The sequence below is a fragment of the Candidatus Puniceispirillum marinum IMCC1322 genome (assembly GCF_000024465.1).
Taxonomy (GTDB): domain Bacteria; phylum Pseudomonadota; class Alphaproteobacteria; order Puniceispirillales; family Puniceispirillaceae; genus Puniceispirillum; species Puniceispirillum marinum.
Genome location: NC_014010.1, coordinates 1,067,755 through 1,093,068 on the forward strand (window position 1 = coordinate 1,067,755; position 25,314 = coordinate 1,093,068).

Consider the following 25,314-nt stretch of genomic DNA (forward strand, 5'->3'; position numbering starts at 1 on the left):
TGCTCTTGAAGCGTTCTCAACACAGGCTTTGTAGCTATGGGATACTTAGCTTGGCTCTGTGTTTTTTTTGCGAGCGGCTTTTTGAACCTGAGGCTCTAACAAACGCCTAATCTGCTTCATTGAGACAGATAGTTTGTTCTCCAATGGAACAATCAATGCAAGCGTGTTTTGGTCTGTTGAAACACTGTGTTCAACCGACACATGTCTTATGGGTGGTTCTGCAAATAACTCTGCATGTTCTGTCCACCAACTCCAAAAATCACCTTTATGAACATTGCCAAAATCAGCGTAGAGGTCGGCAAATTTACCCCTGCCCGCGCTCTCACAGGTTTGTCTGTATCCTTCATGACGGCGCAGATACTCCCACCAGTAATAGTAGACTGAGCATTTCCAAGCAGGCGCGCCCTTATATGGCGGCTCAACAGCACGGCGATTGCTTGGCCTCTTTCCCTTCAAGGGCGGTGCATAGACAAAGAACAATGGACGGTTGGCACGAGACTTTTTCATGACAATATGATGCCATATTTATTTAATTATATGAAAAACAAATTGGCGTCATTTTTTGTGCGATATTCACTACATCGATGCAATCACGCATCACAACAAAACACGAAAGGTGAATATCATGACTAAAACAAAACACGCTCAACTAACAGAAGTCTATCAGGCAAAACCTCAACAAAAATCAATCAAGATGCATTCGAATGTCATTCTAACTTTCAATACTGATATGAATGAATTTGATGACTTTCAGGAAGTTTTTAACTTGAATCTTCGGGTCAGTCCTATGGAGAAAAGTAGCTTTGATTTCCTTAATAGAGAGCTATTTCCTAGAATTGTTGAAAAGTGCTCCACCCTTTCGAGGGACCCAAAAGATTTAATAAAAATTAGCACTGCTAGCGACTGGGACTTATTCAGTCAAACTACTGGGCTACCAGCCCTTTGTGACCTCTGCCACCCTTGCAAGTGGTTCTTTGGATATGACCGACTGGATTTGGATTTCTGGGAACGCAACCTGATGGTGCGCTTTGGTTTCGGACTAAATGCATCTTTCTATGAGCTCTTTACAACTCAACTTCTACATGGAGGAAAGTAAGACATGAGTTTTCTTGTTTGGAACTTAAATGAAGAAGCTTTACGCAAAACATGCATAGACGCAGCTTATTACCAATGTGGATGGGATTTCGATGGGACGTCTGATGATTTGCTTGATACTCTCCAGCAGGATCTCAAGGAATTTAATCCGTGTTCATACGATGATTTGCTTGCAGAGATAGACAATTCTCCTAGTTGTGTTCAATTAGCAAAATTTGCTAACCACAGGCTTCTCCAAATATATGACGGCGTTTTACCAGTTGGAATCAACTCAAAACCTATTTCAACAAAGGAAGTTATTGAACATATGTACGATTTAGAAAGTCTCTTCTAATTTGGCGAACATGAACATTTTAGACACGCATAGCATTACCTAAATGCCGTATGGCAAATTAAAATAAAATTAAAAAAATCGTGAATTTTCAGCCAATAAATTCACAATTGATTGAAAAAAGCGTTAGTTTGCTAACGGCGGTGACGGCTTAATTGGCGCAAGAGCGTTTTGCTTGGAAGTGAAATCCTGCCTTATGCGCTCATAGTCGCCAGCACTGATAGCTGAAGCCGCAACAGGATTGGCAGTCGGAAGAGCCTTTTGTGGCGGTGAAGGTGGCGGTGTAACCCAAGGAAATGGTCTCACCTTTAGCTGTTTTGCTTTCTTGGGCTTCTTTGATTTTGGTTTATCTGCTGGCTGAAGGCTTTTTCTTACACGCATTTCTATACGGTCGGTTAGGTCATGCGTGGCCGTGGACAGAGTTTTGAGATCATCCAGTGTTTGCTCAAGTGGCGCTTCGAAACTGAGTTTCTTCACAATATCTATTAGTCGCCTCATGTCATCTTTGTATTCCATGCGATTAAGCCGCCATCACTCGTTGCCATCGATCTACGCAACGCTCATTGATCTTGCTGTGACAGATTTGGCTATATGACAGAAACTTCTCGCCCAACGCACGATGCTGCTCAGTGTGCTGACCTAAAAGCCTCTCGCCATAATATTGAAGCTTGCTTGCCAACAGTGCCATGGTTGCAATGCTTGGCTCTGCATCATGGAATCTTAAGCCTCTTGCATAGCTCTCGCTTCGTGCCAGCCAGTCTTTGCTGAATTCATTTTCTGTTGAGACCAATCCCTGTGATTTCAGCAGTTCAAAAACTTCAAATAAAACCGTTTTTGACATGGTTTTCTCCTCAAGTTGATAAATAACAATGTCGACAGATTGCTAATCACTACAAAGTTATTTAGCCAATCCTGTCGCCAACAAATGAGATCAAGGCTGGCACGCCAACTGATATGTGCTGCTAATCCGTTCTGATGTGAGACGGTATGCAATCGAACTGCTCATTGTTTGCTTCTTCGCACTACCCTGTGCAATGCGCAGGATGCCTTAAATGCAATCCCACTGGAGAGACATCCTTTTATCCTGAAAGATCGGAAGAGATTTGACGTTTGCGAAGTCGGAATGGTTGAGACGGAACGCCGTCTAAAAGTGAAGCGGATGACAACCTCGTAAGAGACCCGCTATCGTGTAGGAGTGCCTGGCTATTTGGGTCCTATGCGTGCGTGAACGCTGGTAATAGAGATGATAGCAAAACCTGCTCTTCCAATTTGGTTCAGTAAAATAGCCTGACAAGCGACTTGCAATATCGACAAGACGCATTTCAGATCGACGCCAGATTGGCGTTGATCTGACTGCTCTTTGCAATCTCGAATAAAAAATAATCAATCAAAAAGAAAACATGCGATGCGCAAGCAGAGCATTCGTAGATGCGAAGCAGATGCGACGTATCGATACCCAATAAGTCTAGCTATCAAGTTCTTCATCAAGTGATCTATCAAATGCCAATAGTTTTTCTGAAACACCTTGGCTTTGGTAGAAATCAAGAAGATCACGCTGTGTAAGAACGCCAGATTCTAGATAGCGCTCCAAATAAGTGCCTGTGTGTTCCACTAACTGTCGTGTCTTCTCTGATTGATGGATGATCTTGCGGGTACTCTTGATGATGTTTTCTGCTTGTGTGCGTGTATCGGAATAGTCATTGAGCACTCGCATCAATCGTTCAACAATGAATGACAATACCTTTGGGTCAACCTCACCTTGCTTGGGCTCACTCAGTGCAAAATCCCTTGCTAGAGCATAGGCCATAGCCAGTGTTGCATAGTCATTGCGCCTTGTGCTCACGACCACTACAAAACCGATGCCGCCAAGATAGGCCACACCATCTGCACAGCGTTTCTGCACAGACCCATCCACACTGTCTTCGTCAAAAACGATGATGTTGGCTCTGCTGTTACGATTAGCAGCTGTTTCGATCAGTTGGCTTGCGGCAGTATCCGTTTTGGCAGTTGGGTCTCTGTCTGCAAGCTCACCAAGCCTTACGCCTTTGTCCAGCTTGACTTCAATGCCAATCACACAGTCTGGGTCACCATCTACGCGAACCAGCACATCACCAGTTTTGTTGTTGCGGATTGCGCCAGAAGTTGTGCTGGCATCGATCACTTCATCATTGTCAAATCCAGCAGACGTAGCAAATTCACGCACCACTTCCAGGACTTGGCCTTCTGCGACAGCACCTTTGCCGCTGGTTTCTCTGAACCTAAGTTCACGCAGATCATAGAGCGCTTTGAGTGATGAGAGATGCTTGCCAAGCTCACCTTCAGTTTCTCTTAGGAAGTGACTGATCTCGCCTTTCATCTCAGCCATGATGCCAATACCAAGTGCTCTGATAACAGCAGATTCACGCTCTGATGCTGGCAGGCTGCTCAAATATTCAGCTACCAGCTCATTTTCAATAACGATGTCTTTTATTGAGAGTTGTTTGTTTTTTAATTGAACAGGCATAATCAAAAATCTTCAAATTTTCTATTAAACAAAAATGCGCTAAATTCTATAAATATGCAAATAACATGGAGAGTAAGATGTCGAATAATGAATCAAATAAAGAGCTAGAAGATTTAGCGGGTTGGCTTATTCACGAAATGAGTGAAGCCATCGACAACACTATCAACGCCAAATATATGGAAATGGACACTGACGAAGATGATGAAGAATTTGAAACTGGATTAGATGATGATGAATTTGAACAGTTCAAAGAAGACCTAGCTGAGTCTATATCAATGGACGCAATAGTTTCGTCAGATACATTTGGAACAGTTGAGTTAGTGAAAGCTGCACTCTCATATTTTGAAAAAGAAAATCGTACTGATGAGTGGCATTATGAAGTGCTAGAAAACGCGCTTGAAAAGGCGATTAAATGGGATGAGGAAAACGAGTAGGCTTCAACAATCTCATAAAACACGCTTTTTATGACATTATTGCATAACCAAATGTATTTATTGAGATAATCGTCAACGCCATTTTCGGTAGGAAAGCCGATATCTCAGAAAATATAATAGTGGAACATAAACTATTAGATTTTCGGAGGTCCTAAATGAAACAGGCTATGACACTCACAGACGCTCAGCAAAAGCGTGTTCTGCAGTATTGCGCCACAAGGCGTCATCCCACAAGAGACAAGACAATCGTGCTGTTTTCACTGCACACTGGGCTTCGTGCTATGGAACTGGCAGCGCTAAAGCTTGGCGATGTGTTTGATGAAGATGGAAGCGTTAAATCCCAATTCCAACTTGCTCAGCGCAATACAAAAGGCAGCAATGCCAGAACAGTGTTCGTCAACACAAAGCTTCGAAAAGCGCTAAAAGACTATGGTGAACAGAGTAATCTAACTCAGCCAGAACGCGCCCTTTTCCCTAGTCAAAAAGGTGGGCACTTTTCTGCCAACACCATGTGTCAGCTGTTCTTAGACATCTATAAAGCTTGTGGCTTTGAGCATGCAAGCTCACACAGTGGCCGCAGGACATTTATTACTAAACTTGCCAACTCAGGCGTAAATGTGCGCTTGCTAGCTACTCTAGCTGGGCATCAACATATCTCCGTAACGCAACGCTACATAGATGTGAATGATACACAGCTCGCAAACGCTGTAGAGTTGCTGTAATGGCCAAGCAAAAAGCCAGAGCTGTTGAAAAGCAGCTTCATAGAGCACTTAAACAACGCGAATGGCTCAAGAAGAATTTGCCAAACTCAAAGCAGTTAAGAGCTTGTGAAAAGGAGATACTCGTCAAGCGCACAACTTTATTGGTAAACTACAGATCTTTGACCTCCTAAAGGCAAAATCTTACGAACGTGGTTTATGTGAAGTTTAAAAAATATCAATTTTTGTGCTGTAAAGTGATATTTAACTAGCAATTAGAGGTTTAACAAAGAAAACGATTACAACATCAATTATTAGGTTTCTTGAGGGTTAAACGCCTGACCATCGTAGCCCCGTCCTCGCCATGCTTTTGCAACAAACCGACCTGGCGTTAGGTTAACAAGCTTTTGGATGGCTGACCAAACTCCGGCTGAATATGTATTTTGCTCGAAATAATGCCAGCTTCCTCTTGGGAAAATGCCAATTTCGCCACGATTAGCAAATTCAAGAATCCCACAATTTATAGGCTTTTATCCTTTTAAGAAGCACTCTCAATCTTCGTCGTAGTTTCGAATGCAGTAGGAGAAGACTTTGTTTTCACGCATCATTACTTGTGAAAACCCACTTTCGATTTCAGTAAAAAATTTACCAGTAGCAACACACATTATTTTTACAGACCAGTTATCGTAATTTGAACGTTCGTCGAAATTTTCGATTAAATCTGTTTCATACCATTCATTATTGGTAAGGCTGCATGATCCATCCAATATATAATCAGCAAGCTTGAATGCGAATTCGATTGGTTTTTCTTCTTTGCAACGCTGGATAAATGATATGCCTTGGTCAAGACTGTCAGAGTTATATTCGACTAACCAATCTCCTTCAGCATCAGATACCCAATATTCGGGCAATTCGTCGCCATTCCAAGACTGTGGTTCGTCATTGTCAAAATTCTCATATAGATCTCGTGCTATGGATGATCCATCAACCTTATTAATGACGTAATATACAAAGAAATTACTAGCATGCAGGAGCTGCCATGCAACGAATTCACGTACTGAAACAGTAGCCTCAGATTTATCGTCTTTAAAAATCAGATCGATATGATTGCTTGTTGGGACAAATATGCCCCCCCATTCTGAGCGCTCAAATAAATGTTCCCAGCCTTCAACTGGATCACCATCTTCTGTTTCGTGCATTAGTGGGTTATCAAAAATCTCAGCAAAATGTGTCACATGCGAGAATTCTGCGCCACGCTCCATCGCTTTAGACATAATATCAAAATTCATAACTATTCCCTTCTTGATCTGGATTTATCTATCAGCAAGCTTCTCAAACTCATCCCGCGACAACTCATACCTTTTGCCTGTGAGCATGTCTTTCTTCAATCGCGGCGTCAAATGACTATAGTGACGCTCTATCATCTGTATTGAAGTGCCCATCTGAATAGCGAGTGTATGGATGTCCATGCCATCTTTCAGCAGAGCAAATGTCGCATATGTGTGTCTGAGGCTGTAGAGCGTGCGAGCCTGGCCTGTCCTCGGACAAATCAACAGTTCGTTCTCTTTGAGAAAATTTCTAAATGTTTGGTGAAGAGCATTAGTGACTGTTCCATCTCTTAAACGGAACACAGGCAGATCTAATCGCTGCTTTAGTAATTCTTCAAACTCAAGATGCTTTATGTCCTCTGAACGCTCATGGATGCGCTTGAGATAATTGATAGTGCCAGACCTACAGATGATATCTCTGCGGCCTGTCTTGCCACTCACACTCATCTCAAGATAGCTCTGCCCATTGTCTTCAAACTGGGTGATGTGCTGCCATTTTAGGTTTTGCGCTTCTGTGCCATGCCTCATGCCTGTATTGGCCATGATCAGCACATAGTCTCTCAGTAGCTCACGCATGTGGACTGACTTTGGGTGTTGGGTCTTGTTGATCCAGTGTGGCAATTTACGGATCATTGAAGCATATTCTTCTTGGGTGAAATCTGGTCTTCGCTCGCTGTCCCTGCCCTTGTTTATCAGCGTTGGCACATGTGTCTTGTTCATAAAACCACGCGCAACACTCTCATCAAACACTCTGTTAAGAGCCGAGTTATGTGTGTTCAGCGTTGACGCTTTGGGCTCCCTGCCCATCTGCTGTTCACGCCAACGAGCAAATTTCTGGAGTGTTTCATAGGTGATGCTGGTGACATGCATCTTGCCAAAGAAAGGAATTAGATATTTCTCAAGCACAATCACATAGTCGCGATAGACCTTCTTACCAACGCCACTTTCTAGCTGCTTGTTCATTTCTGTGATGCACAGTTTAGCGACATCTGAGAAGCGTTTGGATACAACTGGGACGCCATTCTTTTGGCGAAACTTGTATTCCAAATAGCTGTCAGAGGCAGCCTGTTTAGCTTCGTCCAAATCACTCTTGCCAGTTGAAATGCGAATATATTGGCCGTCTATTTGGAAGGCTGCCTGCCATTTGCGGCTTCTCTCACGCCTGTAGAGCTTGACTGCTCCATCCATAATCAACACAGAATCTTCACTCAAAACAGGCATCTGACACATCCAATCACTATAAAAACGATATAGTCTTGCGTGACTGGAAGCCAACCAAAAAGTGTGTAAGAGGTGTGTAACGCAAAAATCACCTCAAACTGATTTTTGAGACGCTACAATGCATTGATATTATTAAGAGAAATGGTAGCGGAGGAGGGACTCGAACCCCCGACACGCGGATTATGATTCCGCTGCTCTAACCAGCTGAGCTACTCCGCCACATGGCTATGGTGAAAAATCATTGTTTCGACCTTGCGTGGGGAGTTTTAATGCGATAGGCGTGGCTAGGTCAAGTGCTGTTATGTCATACTTATAACTTAATTACCGCTTTCATGATTACCACTTTCATGTCGGGGCCTATGTCCCGCCATATAAGCCATCAGGAAAACCATCATGCTGGAAAGTTTCATCACCGCTTTTATCGTCTATTTCGTGGTTATCGACCCGATTGGCAATGCGCCGATTTTTCTGGCTGTGACCCAGCATCTTGATCGCGCCAGCAAAACCCGGACAGCGCTCGAATGTTCGCTGGTCGCCTTTGGCATCATGCTGTTCTTTGCGCTCTGCGGCACCTGGATTCTTGGCTATCTCAGCATTTCGATCACCGCTTTCAAGATCGCCGGTGGCATCATCCTGTTGCTGGTTTCGCTCGATATGCTGTCGGCCAAACGGCAAAAGCGCAAAAAGCAGGGTAGTGACAAAGCCACCGAATCTGCCGAAAATGTCGCTGTCTTTCCTTTGGCGATCCCGCTTCTAGCGGGTCCTGCGGCGATCACATCGGTTATGGTGGTATCAGCCGACCTAGCGGGCAATGCGGCACAAAGCATGATTGGCTATGGCGCCTTGGGCGCAGTGATGGCGACAACGGCAGCGATTTTGGTGCTTACCGGCCTGGCACAGAATTTCATCGATACGCGCATTGCCTCGGTGTTTTCGCGTGTCACGGCGATTATTCTAGCAGCGCTTTCGGTGCAATATATTATCGATGGTCTGCTTGAACTAAGGCTAGTGGGCATCGGCGGATGAATTTTAGCCAATAGCTTTCTCATCAGTACGCTAACAGGCTGGAACCAGCCTATCAAAGCGGTTATGCTGGGCCAGCTTTATTGAGGTAGCTATGCAACAGGATATTCTGATTATCGGCGTGTTATTTCCCGCCATCCCCCTGATGATGATCAATTTTGGCAACCGTTATTCGGTGCTGGCCACCTTGATCCGCAATCTGCATGACAATGCGGTGCGTGACAACACAACGCCCGATGACGCCGCGCGGTTTTTGCGCCAGATCGCCAGCCTGCGCAAACGCCTGCAACTGATTGGTATTGTCCAGACCTGTGCCGCAACAGCCTTTGTAGCGGCGCTGGCAGCGATGATTGCCATGTATCTGGATCATGTGTCCTTTGGCAGCTGGCTGTTCTTTACCAGCATCGTCCTGCTGATGGTCGCCATGTCGTTATTCATGCTCGAAATTCAGATCGCTAACCGCGCCCTGGATGTGCATCTGTCGGATCTTGAAGATCGTCAGGAATGGGAAGCCTATCTTCACCCGCCCCGCATATCGCGCCGTAGCAAAGCCGCTGCAAAACGCGCCGAACTAGCTGCTACAAAATCTAACGACGATAGCTCGTTGCTATAGATTATGGCCTAAAGAACAGCATGGATGTCTGCTGATTGTGCTAAAGAAACTATCGGGTGGGCTCTAGGATAGCTGACCATCTGCACCCGCAAGCGGGGCGGCCGAAATCCACCCCCCACCAAGCAGATTTTCAGGATCAGCCGCATCATAGATTGCCGCCGCTTGCCCCACGGCAATGCCAAATTGCGGATCGTCCAGCCGCACAATTGCACAGCCACCCTCACCTGCCTCGAGCACGGCAGGCATCGCCGGGGCGGTATTGCGCAACCGTGCAAGCACAGGATGTCCGGCAACAGGCGCACCGCCACCAGCAACCCAGCTGGTCTCGCTCAGATGCACCTCATAACAGGCAAGTGCGCTTTGCGGGCCAACAATGACACGATGCGCGGCCGCATCAATACCGACAACATATAACGGGCCGTCAGCTTCGTCAGCATCCTTGCGCCCGCCAATGCCAAGTCCGCGACGCTGGCCAATGGTATAATCGATCACGCCCTTATGCTGACCCAGAACGGTACCATCAAGATGCACAATATCACCAGCCTCAACAGCACCTGGCCGCAAGCGCCGCACAACATCGCCATACCGGCCATTTGGCACAAAGCAGATATCCTGGCTGTCAGGTTTTTCGGATACCGCCAAACCATATTTGCGCGCCAGATCGCGCGTTTCATCCTTGGTCAGCCCGCCCAGCGGAAAGCGCAGATAGTCCATCTGCTCTGCCGTGGTCGCAAACAGGAAATAGGATTGATCCTTGGACGCATCAATACCGCGCCGTAATACTGGTCCGGCTGGCGTTTCAAGACGCTGGACATAATGGCCAGTGGCCAGACAATCCGCACCAAGTTCCTGCGCAGTTGTCAGCAAATCGGTAAATTTGACTGTCTGGTTACAGCGCACGCAGGGGATAGGCGTTTCGCCGCGCAAATAACTATCGGCGAAATCTTCCATCACCTGATCACGGAACTTAGACTCATAATCCAGCACATAATGCGGAATGCCCAGCCGCGCCGAAACTGTCCGTGCATCGTGGATATCAATGCCCGCACAACAGGCACCCTTGGTCTGAACCGCCACACCATGGTCATACAACTGCAAGGTGATACCAATGACTTCATAGCCTTCATCATGCAGCATCGCCGCCGTGACCGATGAATCAACGCCGCCTGACATTGCCACGACAACCCGTGTATCGGCAGGCGCTTTGGCAAAGCCAAGCGAGTTTATGGCTGATAGATCAGCAGTCGGCCTATCAGTAGCCTGCACCGACGCAGATGTGGTCGCGGCATGCACATTGTTGCTGGCTGTTTTGGCCACAGACATTGTTTAGTCCCTACATATCATCCGGAATTGTAAGACGGATGCCATCAAGTTCAGCCGACATTGTCAACTGACACCCAAGCCGTGAGGTTTCGGTCAGGCCAAAAGCGAGATCGAGCATATCTTCTTCATCCTCGCTAGGCGCGCCGGTTTTGGCAAACCAGTCGGCATCAACAATCACATGACAGGTTGCACAAGACAAACAGCCCCCACAGGTACCTTCAATACCAAGATTGGCATCGCGGCCAGCTTCCATCACACTCACGCCCTCATTGACGTTGACATTCAACTCGGTGCCATCTGGCTTTACAAAGATGATGTTTGGCATCGCAGTCACCACTCCTATTTCATTTGGTTATGTTGTCGGCTTGCACGCAGTTACCGTCCGCAATTCTAACGCTTGTACAGCCCAAGAAAGACATCTGCAAGCCTTTCAAAGTCGGTTTTCTTGGTTTGCCAGCCTCCCGAAATACGCACAGCCTGACCAGCCAGATCACCAGCCCCCATAGCGGCCAGCACATGACTTGTTTTGACCTTGCCTGACGAACAGGCTGATCCGGCACTGATCGCGGCACCCGCAATATCAAGCGCCATAACCATGGTTTCGGCGGACTTGCCCGCAATCGCAAGACAGCTGGTATTTCCAAGGCGCGGCACCTGCTGGCCAAAAACATGCGCATCTGGCACATGCGCAAGCATCATATCTTCAAACTGATCGCGCCATTTTGACATCGCTTCATAATGCGCAACATCCCCAAAGGCAGCCGATGCGGCGGCACCAAAACCGGCAATGCCAATAAAGTTTTCTGTGCCTGAGCGACGTCCCTGTTCCTGACCGCCGCCCCGTAGCAAACTTTGCAACGCATTGCCCGGCTTGACCAGCACAGCACCGACACCCGCCGGCCCGCCAATTTTATGCGCCGACAGGCTGGCGTAATCCAGATCTAGCGCGGCAAAGCTGAAATGATCCTTAGCCAGTAATTGCACCATATCGCTATGCACGGCAATGTTGTTTTCACGCGCCAGCGCAACAAGTTCAGCCACTGGCTGAATAACGCCTGTTTCGTTATTGGCTGCCATTACCGACAAGATGGTTGATGGCCTTTGCTCGTCAGGCAATCCGGCAAGCACAGCACGCGCATGCTCCAGATCAATCACGCCATCTGATGTCACATTGATGACACTGGCACTCACAGCACATGCACGCACCGAATCATGCTCAATTGCCGAGGTGACAATATGCGCAAAGCCGGCCAAAGCCAGATTGTTGGATTCGGTACCGCCGCTGGTAAACACCACATCTGCGGCTCTTGACCCCGCCAGCAAAGCAACTGATTCACGCGCCGCCTCGACGGTCAAACGTGCCGTACGGCCAAAAGAATGTACCGATGACGGATTCGCTGGTGCGCCCATCGCCTTATGTATCGCCGCCGACGCTTCAGGGCGAAGCGGTGCTGTGGCATTGTTGTCAAAATAAAGCGGCGTCATTCCCATCACGCATGGTTCCAGCTAAAAACTAAAAAGATAATCAAGATTTATTGCTACGCCTACTTGGCTGGCTGGTTTTTCCTGCCTTGTTGTGAAGCTGGGTTGCCGAAACACGATCTTCCATATCATTAAGACGGGCACGCAAGCTTTGCACTTCATCAACAAGCGCGGTGATAATGCGCTCGCGTGGATCGGCATTAGCCATATCATGAACGCCGTAGGGCTGAAAGCTCTCATCAACGGTTTTCGGCGTTGTCTTATTTGTCATCTGGCGAGCCGGAACACCGACAACGGTTGCGCCCTCAGGCACATCTTTGGTGACCACCGAATTACCACCGACACGCGCACAACGATTAACGGTGATATTACCCAGAATCTGCGCACCTGATCCGACGATCACATCATCGCCCAAAGTTGGGTGGCGTTTGACCGAACGTTGCGATTCAGCATCTACCGCCGGCAACACACCACCAAGCGTGACCCCCTGATACAACGTTACATTATCGCCGATTATGGCTGTTTCACCAATCACGACGCCTGACCCATGATCGACAAAAAAACCACCGCCGATGGTCGCACCGGGATGAATTTCGATGCCTGTGAGCCAGCGGGCAATCTGCATGATCCAACGCGCAATAAAGCGTAGCCCGATATTCCACAATGGATTCGACAAGCGATAGGCCACCATGACATGAAAACTTGGATATAGAATCACCGCGGCAAAACGATTGCTAGCCGCGGGGTCACGCGTCATAATTGCCTTTAGATCACGGTTCAAATTTGCAAACATGATTGCAGTTTCTCTCATCTGATTAACGATCTGCACAAAGCTGGCTTGGCGATCGCGCCTTATTAAGATATAAGCCGTTCATTAAATAGCACAAGTGGAGCAAAAAAAATATGCCTGAGGTCATCATTAACGGCCCTGAAGGTCGCCTTGAATGTCGCTATATGCCTGCCGAAGCAAGTGACGCCCCGACGGCGCTTATTTTGCATCCGGAGCCAGATAAAGGCGGCACCATGAATAACCGGGTGACCTATGCTCTTTATAAATTATTCCAAGCGCGCGGATTTTCCGTCATGCGGTTCAATTTCCGCGGCGTTGGCCGAAGCCAGGGTGTATATGATAATGGCGAAGGCGAATTATCCGATGCGGCAACAGCCATGGATTGGTTGCAAGCGCAGAATCCATCATCGCGGCAATGCTGGATCGCCGGCTTTTCGTTTGGATCATGGATTGGTATGCAGCTTATGATGCGCCGCCCTGAAATTCAGGGATTCATCTCGGTTACGCCGCCTGCTGTTACGCATGATTTCTCGTTTCTGGCACCTTGTCCGGCATCTGGACTCATCATGCATGGCGAGCTGGACGAACAGGTGCCACCTGAAAGTGTCGAAAAGCTGGTTGAACGCCTATCAATTCAGAAAGGCGTCAATATTACCGTTGACGTTCTGCCTGGGGCAAATCACTTCTTTACCGAGCATCTTGACCCGATGATCGAACGTGTCGAAGCTTATCTGAACGACTCGATTAACGAAGATGATTTCGACCCGCTTGCCTGATTGAGACAAGTGCATTGTAACGACTTTTGCACTCTATATTGAGTTGAATGACATGACCTATAAATCAGATCTTATCCAGCACTATACTGACCGCGGCTATATTCATCAGGCCACCAATATCGAAGCGCTGGACGATGCTGCCAGCACCAAGGTTTTGCCAGCCTATATTGGTTTTGACTGTACGGCCGATAGCCTGCATGTCGGGTCGCTGGTGCAGATCATGATGCTACGTATTTTACAGAAAACCGGCCATAAGCCGATTGTTCTGATGGGCGGCGGCACAACCAAGGTTGGAGATCCGTCAGGTAAGGATACAGCCCGCCCGTTGCTATCAGATCAGGATATCGAAGCGAATAAGAACGGCATCAAAAAGGTATTTGAAAAATATCTGAAATTTGGCGATGGCCCGACCGATGCAATTATGGTTGATAATGCCGACTGGTTGGACACGCTTGGCTATATCCGGTTTTTGCGTGACTTTGGCCCGCATTTTTCAATTAACCGCATGATGGGCATGGATTCGGTCAAATTGCGACTTGACCGCGAACAACCGCTTTCATTTCTGGAATTCAACTATGCGATTCTTCAGGCTTATGATTTTCTCGAGCTACGCCGCCGCTATGGATGTCTGCTCCAGATGGGGGGATCGGATCAGTGGGGCAATATCGTTACCGGCATTGATCTGACCCGCCGCGTCGATGCGCAGGAAATTTTTGGTCTTACGTCACCCCTTATCACCACGGCATCGGGTGCCAAAATGGGCAAATCTGCCGATGGTGCGGTATGGTTGAATGACGATAAATTATCAGCTTTTGATTTCTGGCAGTTCTGGCGTAACACCGAAGATGCCGATGTTGCCCGTTTTCTGGCGCTATTTACCGAATTGCCCATGGATGAGGTGAACCGGCTAGGTGCGCTGGAAGGTGCCGACATCAATGAAGCCAAAATTATTCTGGCTAATGAAGCGACAAGCCTGTGTCATGGCACAGAGGCGGCCGCGCATGCCATGCAAACAGCCCAGCAGACCTTTGCCGGATCGGGCGTTTCAGACGGTTTGCCACAATTTGATCTTGCGGCGGGACGGGCTGAAGCGCTGGACATGGTCGAGGCGCTAAAAATTGTCGGCTTTGCCGCATCAAATGGCGAAGCGCGGCGCTTGATACGCGGCGGTGGTGCGCGGGTGAATGATGTGGCTATCAATGACGAAAACATGCAACTGACATTATCTGATTTTATTGATGGCAAGGCCAAGATATCAGCAGGCAAAAAACGTCATGCCATGCTTGTCGCTGGCTAGTCGGCCTGCGCGCCAAACAGGCGGTCGCTTTCGCGCTTTAGCCATTCCGGACTGAATATATCGCGCAAAACTCCTGGTGCCAATGACGCCGCATTGATCGAGGTTTCAGGATCATCCATTTTGCCGATCATGCTGAACTGGGTTGTAAAAATACCCGACTTGTCAATGCCGGTCAGGACGTTCCCAAGAAGCGGCACCGCCCCTATTATTTTACTGAGCTGGTTAGCTGGTACAAGATTCCCCGAAATATCCATTTGACGTGTTTTGTTGTTAAAGCGCCCCACAACAGCCACGCTGACAGCTCCACCGCTGGCTTCCATGCGCGAGATAGAAATATCCGATCCGCGTTTTTCAAACCTTGCAACGCCGTTGCTAAAGGCCGTGCCTTCGCCTTCAACCAGACCGATGATACCTGCTGGCCCCAAAAGCGAGAATATGCGGACTGCCCGTGGGGCTTTGACCACATTAAAATCTGAAAGTGTGATGTTGGTATTGAAGGAAGAAAAATCAGTGCTGATAAAGTTATTCTCTAGCCGGACAGATCCCGCACGTATTGCATCGGTAATCCCGAGCCCGGACAGCATACGCCCCGCATTTTTGGAGGTCAGAACAAGAACCGCTTGCTCGCCGCCATTGCCATTAAATGTAATCTGCGTTTCGGCACCGCCAATAAGGCCCGCCCCACTAAGGTGATCACCTCTTGGACCAAAATTCACTGTCATCTGGCCTTCGCTGACCAATGGTTTGCCTTTGGTCAATAACGTACCGGAAAACACAGCCTTACCATTACCCGCTTCATCACGCGAACCCTGAATATGGCCGGATAATGCGTTTTGTGCGTCGATGTAAATCGTGTCAGCGGTCACATCAAAGGTAATGGGCGCGCCCCCGCCAACACCCTTATTGCGTCGCAATGGCACCAGATCAATCGTGCGGGCAGACGCGCTAACGCTCCAGCCGCCCTTGGCGCTTGTTTCGACTATCAGATCACGGATATCATTACCCGGCATTGTCAGCTTGTTAAAAAAGGCCGCCTGCAAACTGCCATCAACACCAAGCGCTAATTGCCCTTTGGCCGCCAGCGTGCCTAGTGACAGGTCAATATCCTGTATGGCTGTTACCACGCCGTTACGAAGCACAAAGCTGGCATTCACAACGCCGTTTTCAGCCGGAAATTTCGCCCAGTTCAATGCTGGCACATTGATCGAAGCGTTGGTCAGGTCTGTTGATAGGTTAATCTGTGCGTTATTCCATCCGGTCGATGAACTAAAGCCAATTTTAGCGCTGGCTTTACCCTCAATATCAAGTCCGGACATTTTGGCAAAAATACCCGTCATAATCGGCGATGATTCAAACTGCCCTACAAAATCAACTTCTCGGGTCGCTTTGTTGGTTTGAAAGGTAAATCTGGCGGGCATATCAAAAACTTCTGCATCACCGGTAATATCAACCTTGTTCTTTTCAAATGAGGCAATCATTGCCGCCGATTCCAGATTGATGCCAAACGGCAGACCCCTGATTGTGGCATTGCGCGTAGTGGCATTTACAGCGGTGTCGGCATTGGCAAATTTAGCCCCCTTACGTAACGGAAAACGTGATGTCAGTGACAGTTCGGTGGTTCCAGATACGGTAAGTTTTTCGAGATCGATCGCGCCTACCTTGCTGCGTCCGGTGCGTTTGAAAATATCCAGCGCCGTCGTCATTCCGCCTTGCGCCTTTAGCGACAAATCGATCATTCTTTGGTCATTGGTCAGGATCGGACCGATCGTCACCCGCCCAGTTTCAAGAACAAAGTCTTCGAGTTGCCCCGAAGATGAGGTGATATTAAAGGCATCATTATTAAGCACAAGATTAGCATCAATACCGGTTATAAGCGGCATGTCAGGCGCCCACCTTACCGTCGCCTCCCGATATGACCCTGTGGCTGAAATATCACTAAGTACCGGCTTTTGTGTTGCCGGCACATAAGCACCAGTCATCGACATACGGGCGTTTTCAATATGTCCTGCCAGAAGGTTGGCCTGCATCCAGCTACGGGTCTTTGCCAGCGCCCATCTTGGCCATAAGGCCTGAAAAAAGCGCGTATCAAGATTATCAACTTCCAGACTCACGTTGAAATCCCGCGGCATCCAGTCTGCCGCAACTGTCACATTACCATTCAGCGTGATCGCACCATCACCTGCAAAATCAGCAGTAAAGCTCTCAACCGTCAGATCACCATTGCGAAACGCCATCTGTAATGCGGCCTTTTGCACCGGCATCGACTTTGTAAAATCTTCCAGCAATATCGAACCATTGCTCAGATCAAGTGCCAGATTGGCACTTTTTATCACGCCACCAACACCGACATTTATATCCATGGCACCACCAACAGTACCCACAACACGTCGGATCTGACCCTTGGATAAATTGGCCCTTACACTGTCAAATTTTGTTGCCAGATCAAGCTTTGATAATTTTAAAACAAACGTGTCCCGATTGAAGGCTCCAATAAATTCGGCACCAAGATTGCTAACGATTCCACCTGAAAATTGGCTTTGAAGCTGCGCCTTTAATGCGGGGGCAAGGTCATCTGGCCAATCATTGAAAATTGACTGTAACCGTAAGCTATTAGCATCGATTTTACCTGACAGGACTGACGTGGGCGCGCTGAGTTTTTCAACATCACCAGAAAAGGTGAAAGACCGATTATCATCCAGCAGGATTTGCGCCTTGGCCACAGTCGCAACATCAATATGGCTGAGATAGTCAAACGCAATCTCGGCTGACTTAAACGCGCCACGTTTTTGATTGGCCGTTTGTGACAGATATCCATCGGTTACAATAACATCACCGAATATGGATGTGACAGCCTGACGCCGCATCTGCACTTTCAAAAAACCAGACAATGTACCAAAATGGCTTTGCCTGGCCATTTCAAGATCAAGATATTCGGCAATATCTGCCAGATTGAGTTCATCTGCGGTTATGTCGGTAATGAAATCTTCACCAGTCGGCAAACCGGAAAATGTAATCGCTAGTCGCCCCGCATCGACGCCATCGATCAGTCTTTGTCCGCGAATGCCACCAACAATCTGGCCGGACTCTTCAAGCTGGGCGTCAATATAAATGCTGGTAAGCTGAACCGGTGCTAACGCGCCTGTGGCGTCGGTAATCGTAACAAGATCAGTCTCGATACTAATTTGTTTCAAGCCTGCAAAATTAACCCGGTTATCATCTGTCACTGGGTCAGTTGCCAGCTTTGCAACATTGTCTGCTGGGGATCCCAACAAGGCGTTAAGCAAAGCCGTAGATTCCGAACCTGACCAACCTGTTGCCGATTTGACAAGCTTAATTTCGATGCCCCGCAAATTGAGCGCCACCGGCATACCTGTCCACAGGCTTTTAAAACCGAATTTGACCTCGCCTTCAGGCACGATGACAGTCTCATCACCAAAGCTGAAGGTGATATCTTCTGCCTTTACGGATAATGGTGTTGGTGAAACGGAAAATGCTAATCGCGCCGCGCCAACCTCGGCAGCCACCTCGGCAGACACTTTGGACAGCTCATATTCCAGAAGCTGGCGCAAACCACCTGCCTGCACGATCACAAAGCCAACGATGCCCGCAATCAAAATAAAAATAAGCAGTAATGTTGTGAATAGGAGCTTCACCTTGTCTGCGCCTGATGTATGGCCCATTAAAGACACCCGTATGACTCCTGTTATTCTATCTTTCTAGATAGTCTGAATGCTACTGACAAGATAGCATTGTCTTGCAGACATCACTATCGTTCCTATTTAATAATTTAGAGTGCTAACATTAATCCGATCCAAGAAAAACCGGAGAATTTAATATGCTTGAAACTGGAATGGCTGTTCCTCAATTCGTCGTACCTACTGATAAGGATGATTTCAATATTGCAGATCATCATGGCAAAAAAATGGTGGTATTTTTCTTTCCACGCGCAGACACCTCTGGCTGTACAAAAGAAGCTATCGCCTTTTCCGAATTAATCGATGATTTTACCGCCGCAAATTGTGTGGTGATAGGTATCTCGAAAGACAAACCCGCCAAGCAAGCCAAGTTTCGGGAAAAATATGGCCTGACCTGTGTCTTGGGCGCCGATCATGAAACCGATATTTGTGAGCAATTTGGCGTGTGGGTCGAAAAATCAATGTATGGCAAAAAATATATGGGTATCCAGCGCGCCAGCTTCCTGATTGACGCCGATGGCACCGTGGCTGCAACTTGGCCAAAGGTGAAAGTTGACGGACATGCCGAAGCTGTCCTTGAAGCGGCACGCGCCTTATAAATGAATATGAGCCAAGGCAGATATGATTAAACAGATATGAGCCACGCTACGCTGACTGACGGCATTGTCGATTGCATTGCCACCAAAGATGCTATTGCAAAAGCCCTCAATACCCGGGCATTGGTTGCACAATGGCGTGCTGATGATATTACCGCTATTGGCACATGCGCCCCGCCTGAGCGTCCCGGACGCCCGCCTCTGCCTGCATTGCGGCCACCACGCGATGTACCAAAGCGCCGTATTACCGGTGGCGTCGCTGGCCGCGTTGCCCTGATCCATGCCATCGCCCATATCGAGCTTAATGCGATTGATCTGGCACTTGATATGGCCTGCCGGTTCACTGATCAGCATCTGCCACGCGACTTTTACCATGACTGGCTATCCGTTGCCGATGATGAAGCACGCCATTTTCTGATGCTCAATGACCGATTGGCTTTACTTGACGCGCATTATGGTGATCTGCCTGCTCATGACGGGCTATGGCAAGCGGCCCAGGAAACTGCCCATGACTTGCTAGGGCGTCTGGCAATTGCCCCTCTGGTGCTGGAAGCGCGCGGACTTGATGTCACACCAGCCATGATCGACAAACTGAATGCTGTCGGGGACAGTGAAACGGCCGCCGCACTTGGTATTATCATGCGTGACGAAGTGGGGCATGTTCTGATTGGCAAGCGCTGGTTTGACTATGTATGCGGCTTGCATCGCCGCGATCCGGTCAGCAGCTGGCATATGCTGGTAAAACGCTATTTCAAAGGCCCGCTTAAGCCGCCTTTTAATATAGAAGCCCGTGAAGCAGCCCATTTCTCGGCCGCCTTTTATGGCCCGCTTTCCTATCGCGAGGACCTTGTCTCAACGCCCACATATTCCAAATAGAATATAACCGCCATCATAGCTTTGCTTGGCTATTCGCGTTGCATACCGACCCGGGCGGCAAGGCTGGCCTCGATGAAACTATCAAGATCACCATCAAGCACACCTTGGGCATTACCTTTTTCCACATTTGTGCGCAAATCCTTGACCATCTGATAAGGATGTAGAACGTAAGACCGGATCTGATTGCCCCAGCCTATATCAGTTTTGCTGGCGGCAGCATCAGACGCGGCTTCTTCGCGTTTTTGCAATTCCAGCTCGTATAAGCGCGCTTTCAGCATATTAAAAGCCGTTGCCCGGTTGCGGTGCTGTGATCGGTCATTCTGGCATTGCACAACAATATTGGTTGGTAAATGGGTGATACGGATCGCCGAGTCGGTTTTATTCACATGCTGTCCACCAGCCCCCGAAGCGCGGTAGGTATCAATGCGAAGATCCTTATCCTCGACCTCAATTTCAATATTATCATCGACCACTGGATAAACCCATGCACTGGCAAAGCTGGTATGCCGCCGTGCCGAGCTATCATAAGGCGAAATGCGCACAAGACGATGCACACCGGATTCGGTTTTCAACCATCCATAGGCATTTTCACCGTCAATGCGCATGGTCACTGATTTGATGCCCGCCTCTTCACCAGCACTTTCTTCGATTAAATGCACCTTATAGCCGCGCTGTTCGCACCAGCGTCCATACATGCGAACCAGCATTTGCGCCCAGTCCTGTGCCTCGGTACCACCAGCACCAGCATGAATTTCCAGAAAACAATCATTCGCATCAGCTTCGCCGGATAACAGGCTTTCAAGCTGGCGTTTATCCGCCTCGGTCACAAGCTTTGTCAGCACCGCTTCGGCTTCGGCGACAACATCATCATCGCCTTCGGCAATGCCAAGCTCGATCAACGCCACACAATCATCCATTTCGGCTTGCATGTCCTTGATCAGATTGATCTGACGCTCAAGCCGGTTTTTTTCCCGCATGACATCCTGTGCCACGGCCTGGTCATTCCAGAAATCGGGCATGGTTGTTTGCGCTTCCAGATCATTTAGACGCGCAACCGCCACCTCGAAATTGACATGTTTGCGTAATAATTCCAGCGTTGATGAAATGACATCGATTTTGGCTTGGGTTTCGGCCTGCATCGTCTCTCTCTGTTTATAAAGCTTGCACGTACCTAACCCGACAACGCCACGCTGACAAGTTTATATGATCTAGAAAAATTCCTGTGTCGCCAGTCCATTGTCTGCCCCATTGGTGTTTACGCCACTTGGCGCATCGATTAACTGACCACCTGGCCGCTGACCCGGTTTAAACACCTCAAGGATGGCTTTTTCATGGGTTGGCAACACCCGTTCACCCGTTTCGGCATGTACGGGAATAATAGAAATACCATTCGGACGACGGAACGGTATCACCGGCTTATCGGCAAGTGCCTTGACCATGAAATTGCCAAAGATGGGGACTGCCACTGTCGAACCTGTTTCCCGTTTGCCAAGCGGGCGCGGCTTGTCATAGCCAACAAATACGCCCACCACCATATCCGGCGCAAAGCCAATGAACCAGCCATTCGTATTGTCATTGGTGGTTCCTGTCTTGCCAGCAAGCACAAGATCAAGCCGTGATAATAAACGACCTGTTCCACGCTGAATAACACCTTCAAGCATCGATACCATCTGGAATGCCGACGCTGGCGAGGTTAATTGTGATCGCGTGTCAGGCAGATCGGGAATAGGTTGATTATCCCATAAAGCGTTTTCACAGCCATCACATTGCCGTTCATCATGCCGGTAAATGGTTTTACCATGCCGATCCTGGATCCTGTCGATCAGACTTGGCGTGACCTGCTTGCCGCCATTGACCAGCATGCCATAGGCCGAGGTCAGCCGCATCAGATTGGTCTCCCCCGCGCCAAGCGACATCGACAGTAACGGCGGCAAATTGTCATTAATCCCGAAACGGCGCGCATAGTCCTGAATCTCGGGCATGCCCAGCTTCATCGCCAGACGCGCGGTCATCAGGTTGCGCGACTTTTCAATGCCAACGCGCATGATCGACGGACCATAAAACCGCTTGGTATAGTTAGCCGGCTTCCATTTCGGCTTGCCAACACCCTGATCGACGACTAGCGGCGCATCTAGAATACGGGTCGTTGGCGCATAGCCATTATCGAGGGCTGCTAGATAGACAAAGGGCTTGAATGCCGAACCAGGCTGGCGCATCGCCTGAACCGCCCGGTTAAATTCGGAATCAGCATAATTATACCCACCACTCATTGCCAATAGCCGGCCTGTATGCGGATCCATCACCACAATCGCGCCTTCCACCGCTGGCCGCTGGCCAAGGGCATAATGATGCGCTTCGGGTTTAAATCCATCACGGATCAGATCAGGCGTTTCTGACGGTGGCTGGACAATGACAATATCGCCTGCCGAAATAGCATCGCGCAGATCCTTTAGCGGTTGCGGGCGCACCCCGTCATCGTCGCGCGGCGGATAGGCCCAGAAAGCCAGCTTGAACGGAATTGTCGCGGCTTTGCCATTTACATAAATCTGGGCTTCACGGCGCGCTACATCGGTAACTAGGGCGGCATAATGTTTTGGGCGTAGCTGTTTCTGATAGCGCGCCAAGGTCGCGGCAACATCCTCGCCAGCTTCAAGACGGCCAAGCGGCCCGCGCCAACCCTGACGACGATCAAGCGCTTCAAGGCCACGTTCCAGCGCGGTATCGGCAAGCGATTGCAAATTAGGATCAAGGGTCGTGCGAATTGATAGCCCCCCTCCATAAAGTGCATCTTCACCATAATTTTTCATGATCTGACGGCGCACAGACTCGGTGAAATAGGGCGCATCAGCGCCATCAGCACCTGTATCCGGCACAATCACCAGCGGTTTGCTTTTGGCCGCTTCGGCCTGTTCAACCGAAATATAGCCATTTTCCTGCATCTGGTTCAGCACCCAGTTACGCCGGATGACCGCCGCCTTGGTTTTGCGGATCGGATGATAATTGCTAGGCGCCTTTGGCAAGGCCGCAAGATAGGCCATTTCATCCAGATCAAGCTGGTTCAGCGCCTTGTCAAAATAGTTAAGCGCAGCCGCCGCCACGCCATAACTGCCCATGCCAAGATAGATTTCATTCAGATATAGCGCCAGAATCTGATCTTTGGTAAAGGCGCGCTCCATGCGCAATGACAGTATCGCTTCCTTGATTTTACGGTCGATTGACACTTCATTGGTCAATAGAAAATTCTTTGTTACCTGCTGGGTAATGGTCGAAGCCCCGATCAGGCGTTTTCCACGTCCATAATTGACAACATTTGTCGCCATTGCCCGCGTCAGGGCTTTCACATCAAGGCCAAAATGGCTGTAAAAGGCTTTGTCTTCGGCAGATATAAACGCATGAATGAGCTGCGGCGGTATCGCATCAATAGGCACAAAAAGTCGCTTTTCATTGGCATATTCAGCCAGTAGCGCGCCATTACCAGCATGAATGCGGGTCACCACAGGCGGTTCATATTGTGCCAGCTGGCGATAATCTGGAAGCCCTTTTCCATATGTCCAGAAAACCCACAGCACAGCCCCAACGCCAATAACACCGACGATAATTATTAATGAAATAATGATTGAGAATGCTTTTGCCATACCGCGAATGATAGACCATGAATTAGGCGATGATATGGCATGCCTTACTGGTGGCGCATATCCATCACCAGCGTCATATCCGGTGCTGTCATCATTATTATTTTGCGTATTATCAGACACGGAACTGGTCACAATTTTCTTGAAATTTACACACTGATTTACCCATTAATATCCCGATCATGAGATATGGCCTCAATGATGTCAATTATTCCGCCCCCAGAAGAGAACCACTGGCTCATTTGGGGCCATGTTTTTGTAAATAGCTAATGATAGCCTTGGTCAGACGCTGGCATAGCAGGCGGCGGTATTTTGCCGACTGCAAGTTCGCCTCATCCTTGCGATTTGACAGGAACCCCATCTCCACCAGAACCGATGGCATATCAGGTGCCTTTAACACAGCAAAGCCGGCAAAACGATGTCCACGGCGGTCACCGCCACGCAAATCACGTATCTGGCTTAGAATATCACTGGCAAAATGTGTTGATTGGTTCATCGACTCGCGCTGAAACATGCGTAATAGCTCACTTGCCACATCGGAATCTTCAACCCCCAGGTCAGGGCCACCAATCAAGTCCGCCTTATTTTCCTTACGCGCTAAGGCGGCGGCTTCTTTATCTGATGCGGTTTCCGACAAGGTGAATACGGACATGCCATGCGCCGATTTATTCGCCGCTGAGTCCGCATGCAGTGATATGAACAGGTCAGACTTTTTCGCCCGCGCCAGCCTTATGCGTTCGCGTAATTTCAAGAACCGGTCATCTTTGCGCGCCAAAATGGCCTTCACACGGCCAGTTGCATTCAATTGCCGCGCCAATTCGATGGCGGCGGCTAGTGTAATATCCTTTTCCTTTGTCCCTGCCAGCCCGATGGCGCCCGGATCCTTGCCCCCATGGCCAGCATCAATAAAGACAACCCACTTCTTGGGGGGGCGTTTTGGGACCGCCATGGCAACAATCTGTTCACCAGGGGCGAGCTGACCCGCATTATCTGGCTTGGCCTTGGGCAAGGTCACGGTTCTTTTGATAGGCACTGTACTTACGCCATTTGCGGGTGATGTTTCTTTGGCCAGAGCCTTGGCCGCCATGTCCGGACGCGCGGCAAGCGCCCGCGCCGCCAGCGTAAAGGCTGTTGGGCCATTATCAATCATATCGATAACCAGCCGATGTCCGCCAGCTGTTGGCGGCAACCGAAAGATGCGTTGCGGGGCAGCAGGCGCGGTAAGTTCGATCACCAATCTGCCGGTATCAGGCTTTGGCATGCCAAAGCGGTAAGCACGGGCAGGTGGCTTGGACAAAGCCCCTTTACGCGGCAAATTTGATGCCTGCCAGTCGGTTTGATCAAGATCAACCACCAGCCGGTAGGGCTGTTCCAACAGTAGCATTGACGCTTTTGCCGGATTTTTGGTTTCGATGACAAGCCGCAGACCCTTAACCCCATCGATAGATATATCGCCAAGCCGGATGGCGGTGACATTATTCCCGGCCGCATATGCTGGTGACACCAGCACTATGGCAAGCGCGAGAACACCGCCCAGAACCGATCGCAGAATGGGAATCAGACCGTGCAGATACTGCACGAAACGGCCCAGAAACGGCCTA

Annotated in this window: 24 protein-coding genes and 1 tRNA gene; 10 read left to right on the forward strand and 15 right to left on the reverse strand. The window is 48.9% G+C overall.

The features are described from left to right. Positions 1–45 precede the first annotated feature (45 nt). Complete coding sequence (locus SAR116_RS05160) at positions 46–507, reverse strand: hypothetical protein (RefSeq protein ID WP_041860780.1); 462 nt, start codon at positions 505–507, stop codon at positions 46–48. Positions 508–625: 118 nt separating this feature from the next. Here SAR116_RS05160 and SAR116_RS05165 point away from each other — a divergent pair, with 118 nt between their 5' ends. Together SAR116_RS05165 and SAR116_RS05170 are read left to right on the forward strand one after the other, a co-directional pair. After that, on the forward strand, positions 626–1,096 hold the full coding sequence (locus SAR116_RS05165) for a hypothetical protein (protein ID WP_041860781.1): 471 nt from the start codon (positions 626–628) through the stop codon (positions 1,094–1,096). Positions 1,097–1,099: 3 nt separating this feature from the next. Continuing rightward, positions 1,100–1,429: a hypothetical protein gene (locus SAR116_RS05170; RefSeq protein ID WP_041860782.1), complete on the forward strand. Its 330-nt coding sequence runs from the start codon at positions 1,100–1,102 to the stop codon at positions 1,427–1,429. A gap of 123 nt (positions 1,430–1,552) precedes the next feature. On the opposite strand, the gene SAR116_RS05175 is transcribed toward SAR116_RS05170, so the two are convergent. From SAR116_RS05175 to SAR116_RS05185, 3 genes are all read right to left on the reverse strand, one after another. Further along, positions 1,553–1,942: a hypothetical protein gene (locus SAR116_RS05175; RefSeq protein ID WP_041860783.1), complete on the reverse strand. Its 390-nt coding sequence runs from the start codon at positions 1,940–1,942 to the stop codon at positions 1,553–1,555. 4 nt (positions 1,943–1,946) lie between these two features. After that, positions 1,947–2,267, reverse strand: a complete 321-nt coding sequence (locus SAR116_RS05180) for a DUF6626 family protein (protein WP_013045885.1) — start codon at positions 2,265–2,267, stop codon at positions 1,947–1,949. Between the two features lie 624 nt (positions 2,268–2,891). Then, positions 2,892–3,929 carry a hypothetical protein gene (locus SAR116_RS05185; protein ID WP_013045886.1) on the reverse strand — a complete coding sequence of 346 codons (1,038 nt, stop codon included), beginning with the start codon at positions 3,927–3,929 and terminating at the stop codon, positions 2,892–2,894. Positions 3,930–4,006: 77 nt separating this feature from the next. Here SAR116_RS05185 and SAR116_RS05190 point away from each other — a divergent pair, with 77 nt between their 5' ends. Together SAR116_RS05190 and SAR116_RS05195 are read left to right on the forward strand one after the other, a co-directional pair. Beyond that, positions 4,007–4,363, forward strand: a complete 357-nt coding sequence (locus SAR116_RS05190) for a hypothetical protein (protein ID WP_013045887.1) — start codon at positions 4,007–4,009, stop codon at positions 4,361–4,363. Positions 4,364–4,518: 155 nt separating this feature from the next. Continuing rightward, positions 4,519–5,085 carry a tyrosine-type recombinase/integrase gene (locus SAR116_RS05195; protein ID WP_013045888.1) on the forward strand — a complete coding sequence of 189 codons (567 nt, stop codon included), beginning with the start codon at positions 4,519–4,521 and terminating at the stop codon, positions 5,083–5,085. A gap of 527 nt (positions 5,086–5,612) precedes the next feature. Here SAR116_RS05195 and SAR116_RS05200 read toward each other — a convergent pair. The 3 genes from SAR116_RS05200 to SAR116_RS05210 all read right to left on the reverse strand — a co-directional run bounded on the left by SAR116_RS05200 (position 5,613) and on the right by SAR116_RS05210 (position 7,829). Then, positions 5,613–6,350, reverse strand: a complete 738-nt coding sequence (locus SAR116_RS05200; RefSeq protein WP_013045889.1) for a hypothetical protein — start codon at positions 6,348–6,350, stop codon at positions 5,613–5,615. 24 nt (positions 6,351–6,374) lie between these two features. Further along, positions 6,375–7,610, reverse strand: coding sequence for a tyrosine-type recombinase/integrase (locus SAR116_RS05205; protein WP_041860784.1), 1,236 nt, complete (start codon positions 7,608–7,610; stop codon positions 6,375–6,377). A 142-nt stretch (positions 7,611–7,752) separates the two neighbouring features. Continuing rightward, a tRNA-Met gene (locus tag SAR116_RS05210) sits at positions 7,753–7,829 on the reverse strand. Positions 7,830–8,003: 174 nt separating this feature from the next. On the opposite strand from SAR116_RS05210, the gene SAR116_RS05215 reads away from it, so the two are divergent. Beyond that, entirely contained in the window at positions 8,004–8,636 is a 633-nt protein-coding gene (locus SAR116_RS05215) for a MarC family protein (protein ID WP_013045891.1), read from the forward strand. Positions 8,637–8,727: 91 nt separating this feature from the next. Then, positions 8,728–9,246, forward strand: a complete 519-nt coding sequence (locus tag SAR116_RS05220; RefSeq protein WP_013045892.1) for a DUF2721 domain-containing protein — start codon at positions 8,728–8,730, stop codon at positions 9,244–9,246. 63 nt (positions 9,247–9,309) lie between these two features. Here SAR116_RS05220 and mnmA read toward each other — a convergent pair whose 3' ends face one another. The 4 genes from mnmA to cysE form a co-directional block, all read right to left on the reverse strand. Further along, positions 9,310–10,569, reverse strand: a complete 1,260-nt coding sequence (gene mnmA, locus SAR116_RS05225; protein WP_013045893.1) for a tRNA 2-thiouridine(34) synthase MnmA — start codon at positions 10,567–10,569, stop codon at positions 9,310–9,312. A gap of 10 nt (positions 10,570–10,579) precedes the next feature. After that, complete coding sequence (locus SAR116_RS05230; protein WP_013045894.1) at positions 10,580–10,894, reverse strand: 2Fe-2S iron-sulfur cluster-binding protein; 315 nt, start codon at positions 10,892–10,894, stop codon at positions 10,580–10,582. Positions 10,895–10,959: 65 nt separating this feature from the next. Continuing rightward, positions 10,960–12,060, reverse strand: a complete 1,101-nt coding sequence (locus SAR116_RS05235; RefSeq protein WP_148212365.1) for a cysteine desulfurase family protein — start codon at positions 12,058–12,060, stop codon at positions 10,960–10,962. Positions 12,061–12,094: 34 nt separating this feature from the next. Then, complete coding sequence (gene cysE / locus SAR116_RS05240) at positions 12,095–12,844, reverse strand: serine O-acetyltransferase (protein ID WP_148212257.1); 750 nt, start codon at positions 12,842–12,844, stop codon at positions 12,095–12,097. A gap of 110 nt (positions 12,845–12,954) precedes the next feature. Here cysE and SAR116_RS05245 point away from each other — a divergent pair, with 110 nt between their 5' ends. Beyond that, positions 12,955–13,617, forward strand: coding sequence for an alpha/beta hydrolase (locus tag SAR116_RS05245; RefSeq protein WP_013045897.1), 663 nt, complete (start codon positions 12,955–12,957; stop codon positions 13,615–13,617). A 52-nt stretch (positions 13,618–13,669) separates the two neighbouring features. Then, complete coding sequence (gene tyrS / locus SAR116_RS05250; RefSeq protein ID WP_013045898.1) at positions 13,670–14,914, forward strand: tyrosine--tRNA ligase; 1,245 nt, start codon at positions 13,670–13,672, stop codon at positions 14,912–14,914. Here the strand turns inward: tyrS and SAR116_RS05255 are convergent. After that, on the reverse strand, positions 14,911–18,594 hold the full coding sequence (locus SAR116_RS05255; protein ID WP_013045899.1) for a YhdP family protein: 3,684 nt from the start codon (positions 18,592–18,594) through the stop codon (positions 14,911–14,913). The two genes, tyrS and SAR116_RS05255, sit on opposite strands and share 4 nt — an antisense overlap. A 155-nt stretch (positions 18,595–18,749) precedes the next feature. On the opposite strand from SAR116_RS05255, the gene SAR116_RS05260 reads away from it, so the two are divergent. Both SAR116_RS05260 and SAR116_RS05265 read left to right on the forward strand, forming a co-directional pair. Next, positions 18,750–19,208: a peroxiredoxin gene (locus SAR116_RS05260; RefSeq protein WP_013045900.1), complete on the forward strand. Its 459-nt coding sequence runs from the start codon at positions 18,750–18,752 to the stop codon at positions 19,206–19,208. A gap of 36 nt (positions 19,209–19,244) precedes the next feature. After that, a complete protein-coding gene (locus SAR116_RS05265; RefSeq protein WP_013045901.1) occupies positions 19,245–20,081 on the forward strand; it encodes a ferritin-like domain-containing protein in 837 nt (278 codons plus the stop codon). A 29-nt stretch (positions 20,082–20,110) separates the two neighbouring features. Here SAR116_RS05265 and prfB read toward each other — a convergent pair whose 3' ends face one another. From prfB to SAR116_RS05280, 3 genes are all read right to left on the reverse strand, one after another. Next, the gene (gene prfB, locus SAR116_RS05270) at positions 20,111–21,220 is read right to left on the reverse strand and encodes a peptide chain release factor 2 (protein ID WP_013045902.1); all 1,110 of its coding nucleotides are present in this window, start codon (positions 21,218–21,220) and stop codon (positions 20,111–20,113) included. A gap of 69 nt (positions 21,221–21,289) precedes the next feature. Further along, positions 21,290–23,836 (reverse strand): penicillin-binding protein 1A, encoded by a 2,547-nt coding sequence (locus SAR116_RS05275; RefSeq protein ID WP_013045903.1) that lies wholly within the window; start codon positions 23,834–23,836, stop codon positions 21,290–21,292. A 115-nt stretch (positions 23,837–23,951) separates the two neighbouring features. Continuing rightward, entirely contained in the window at positions 23,952–25,292 is a 1,341-nt protein-coding gene (locus tag SAR116_RS05280) for an N-acetylmuramoyl-L-alanine amidase (protein ID WP_238531176.1), read from the reverse strand. Between the last annotated feature and the right edge of the window lie 22 nt (positions 25,293–25,314).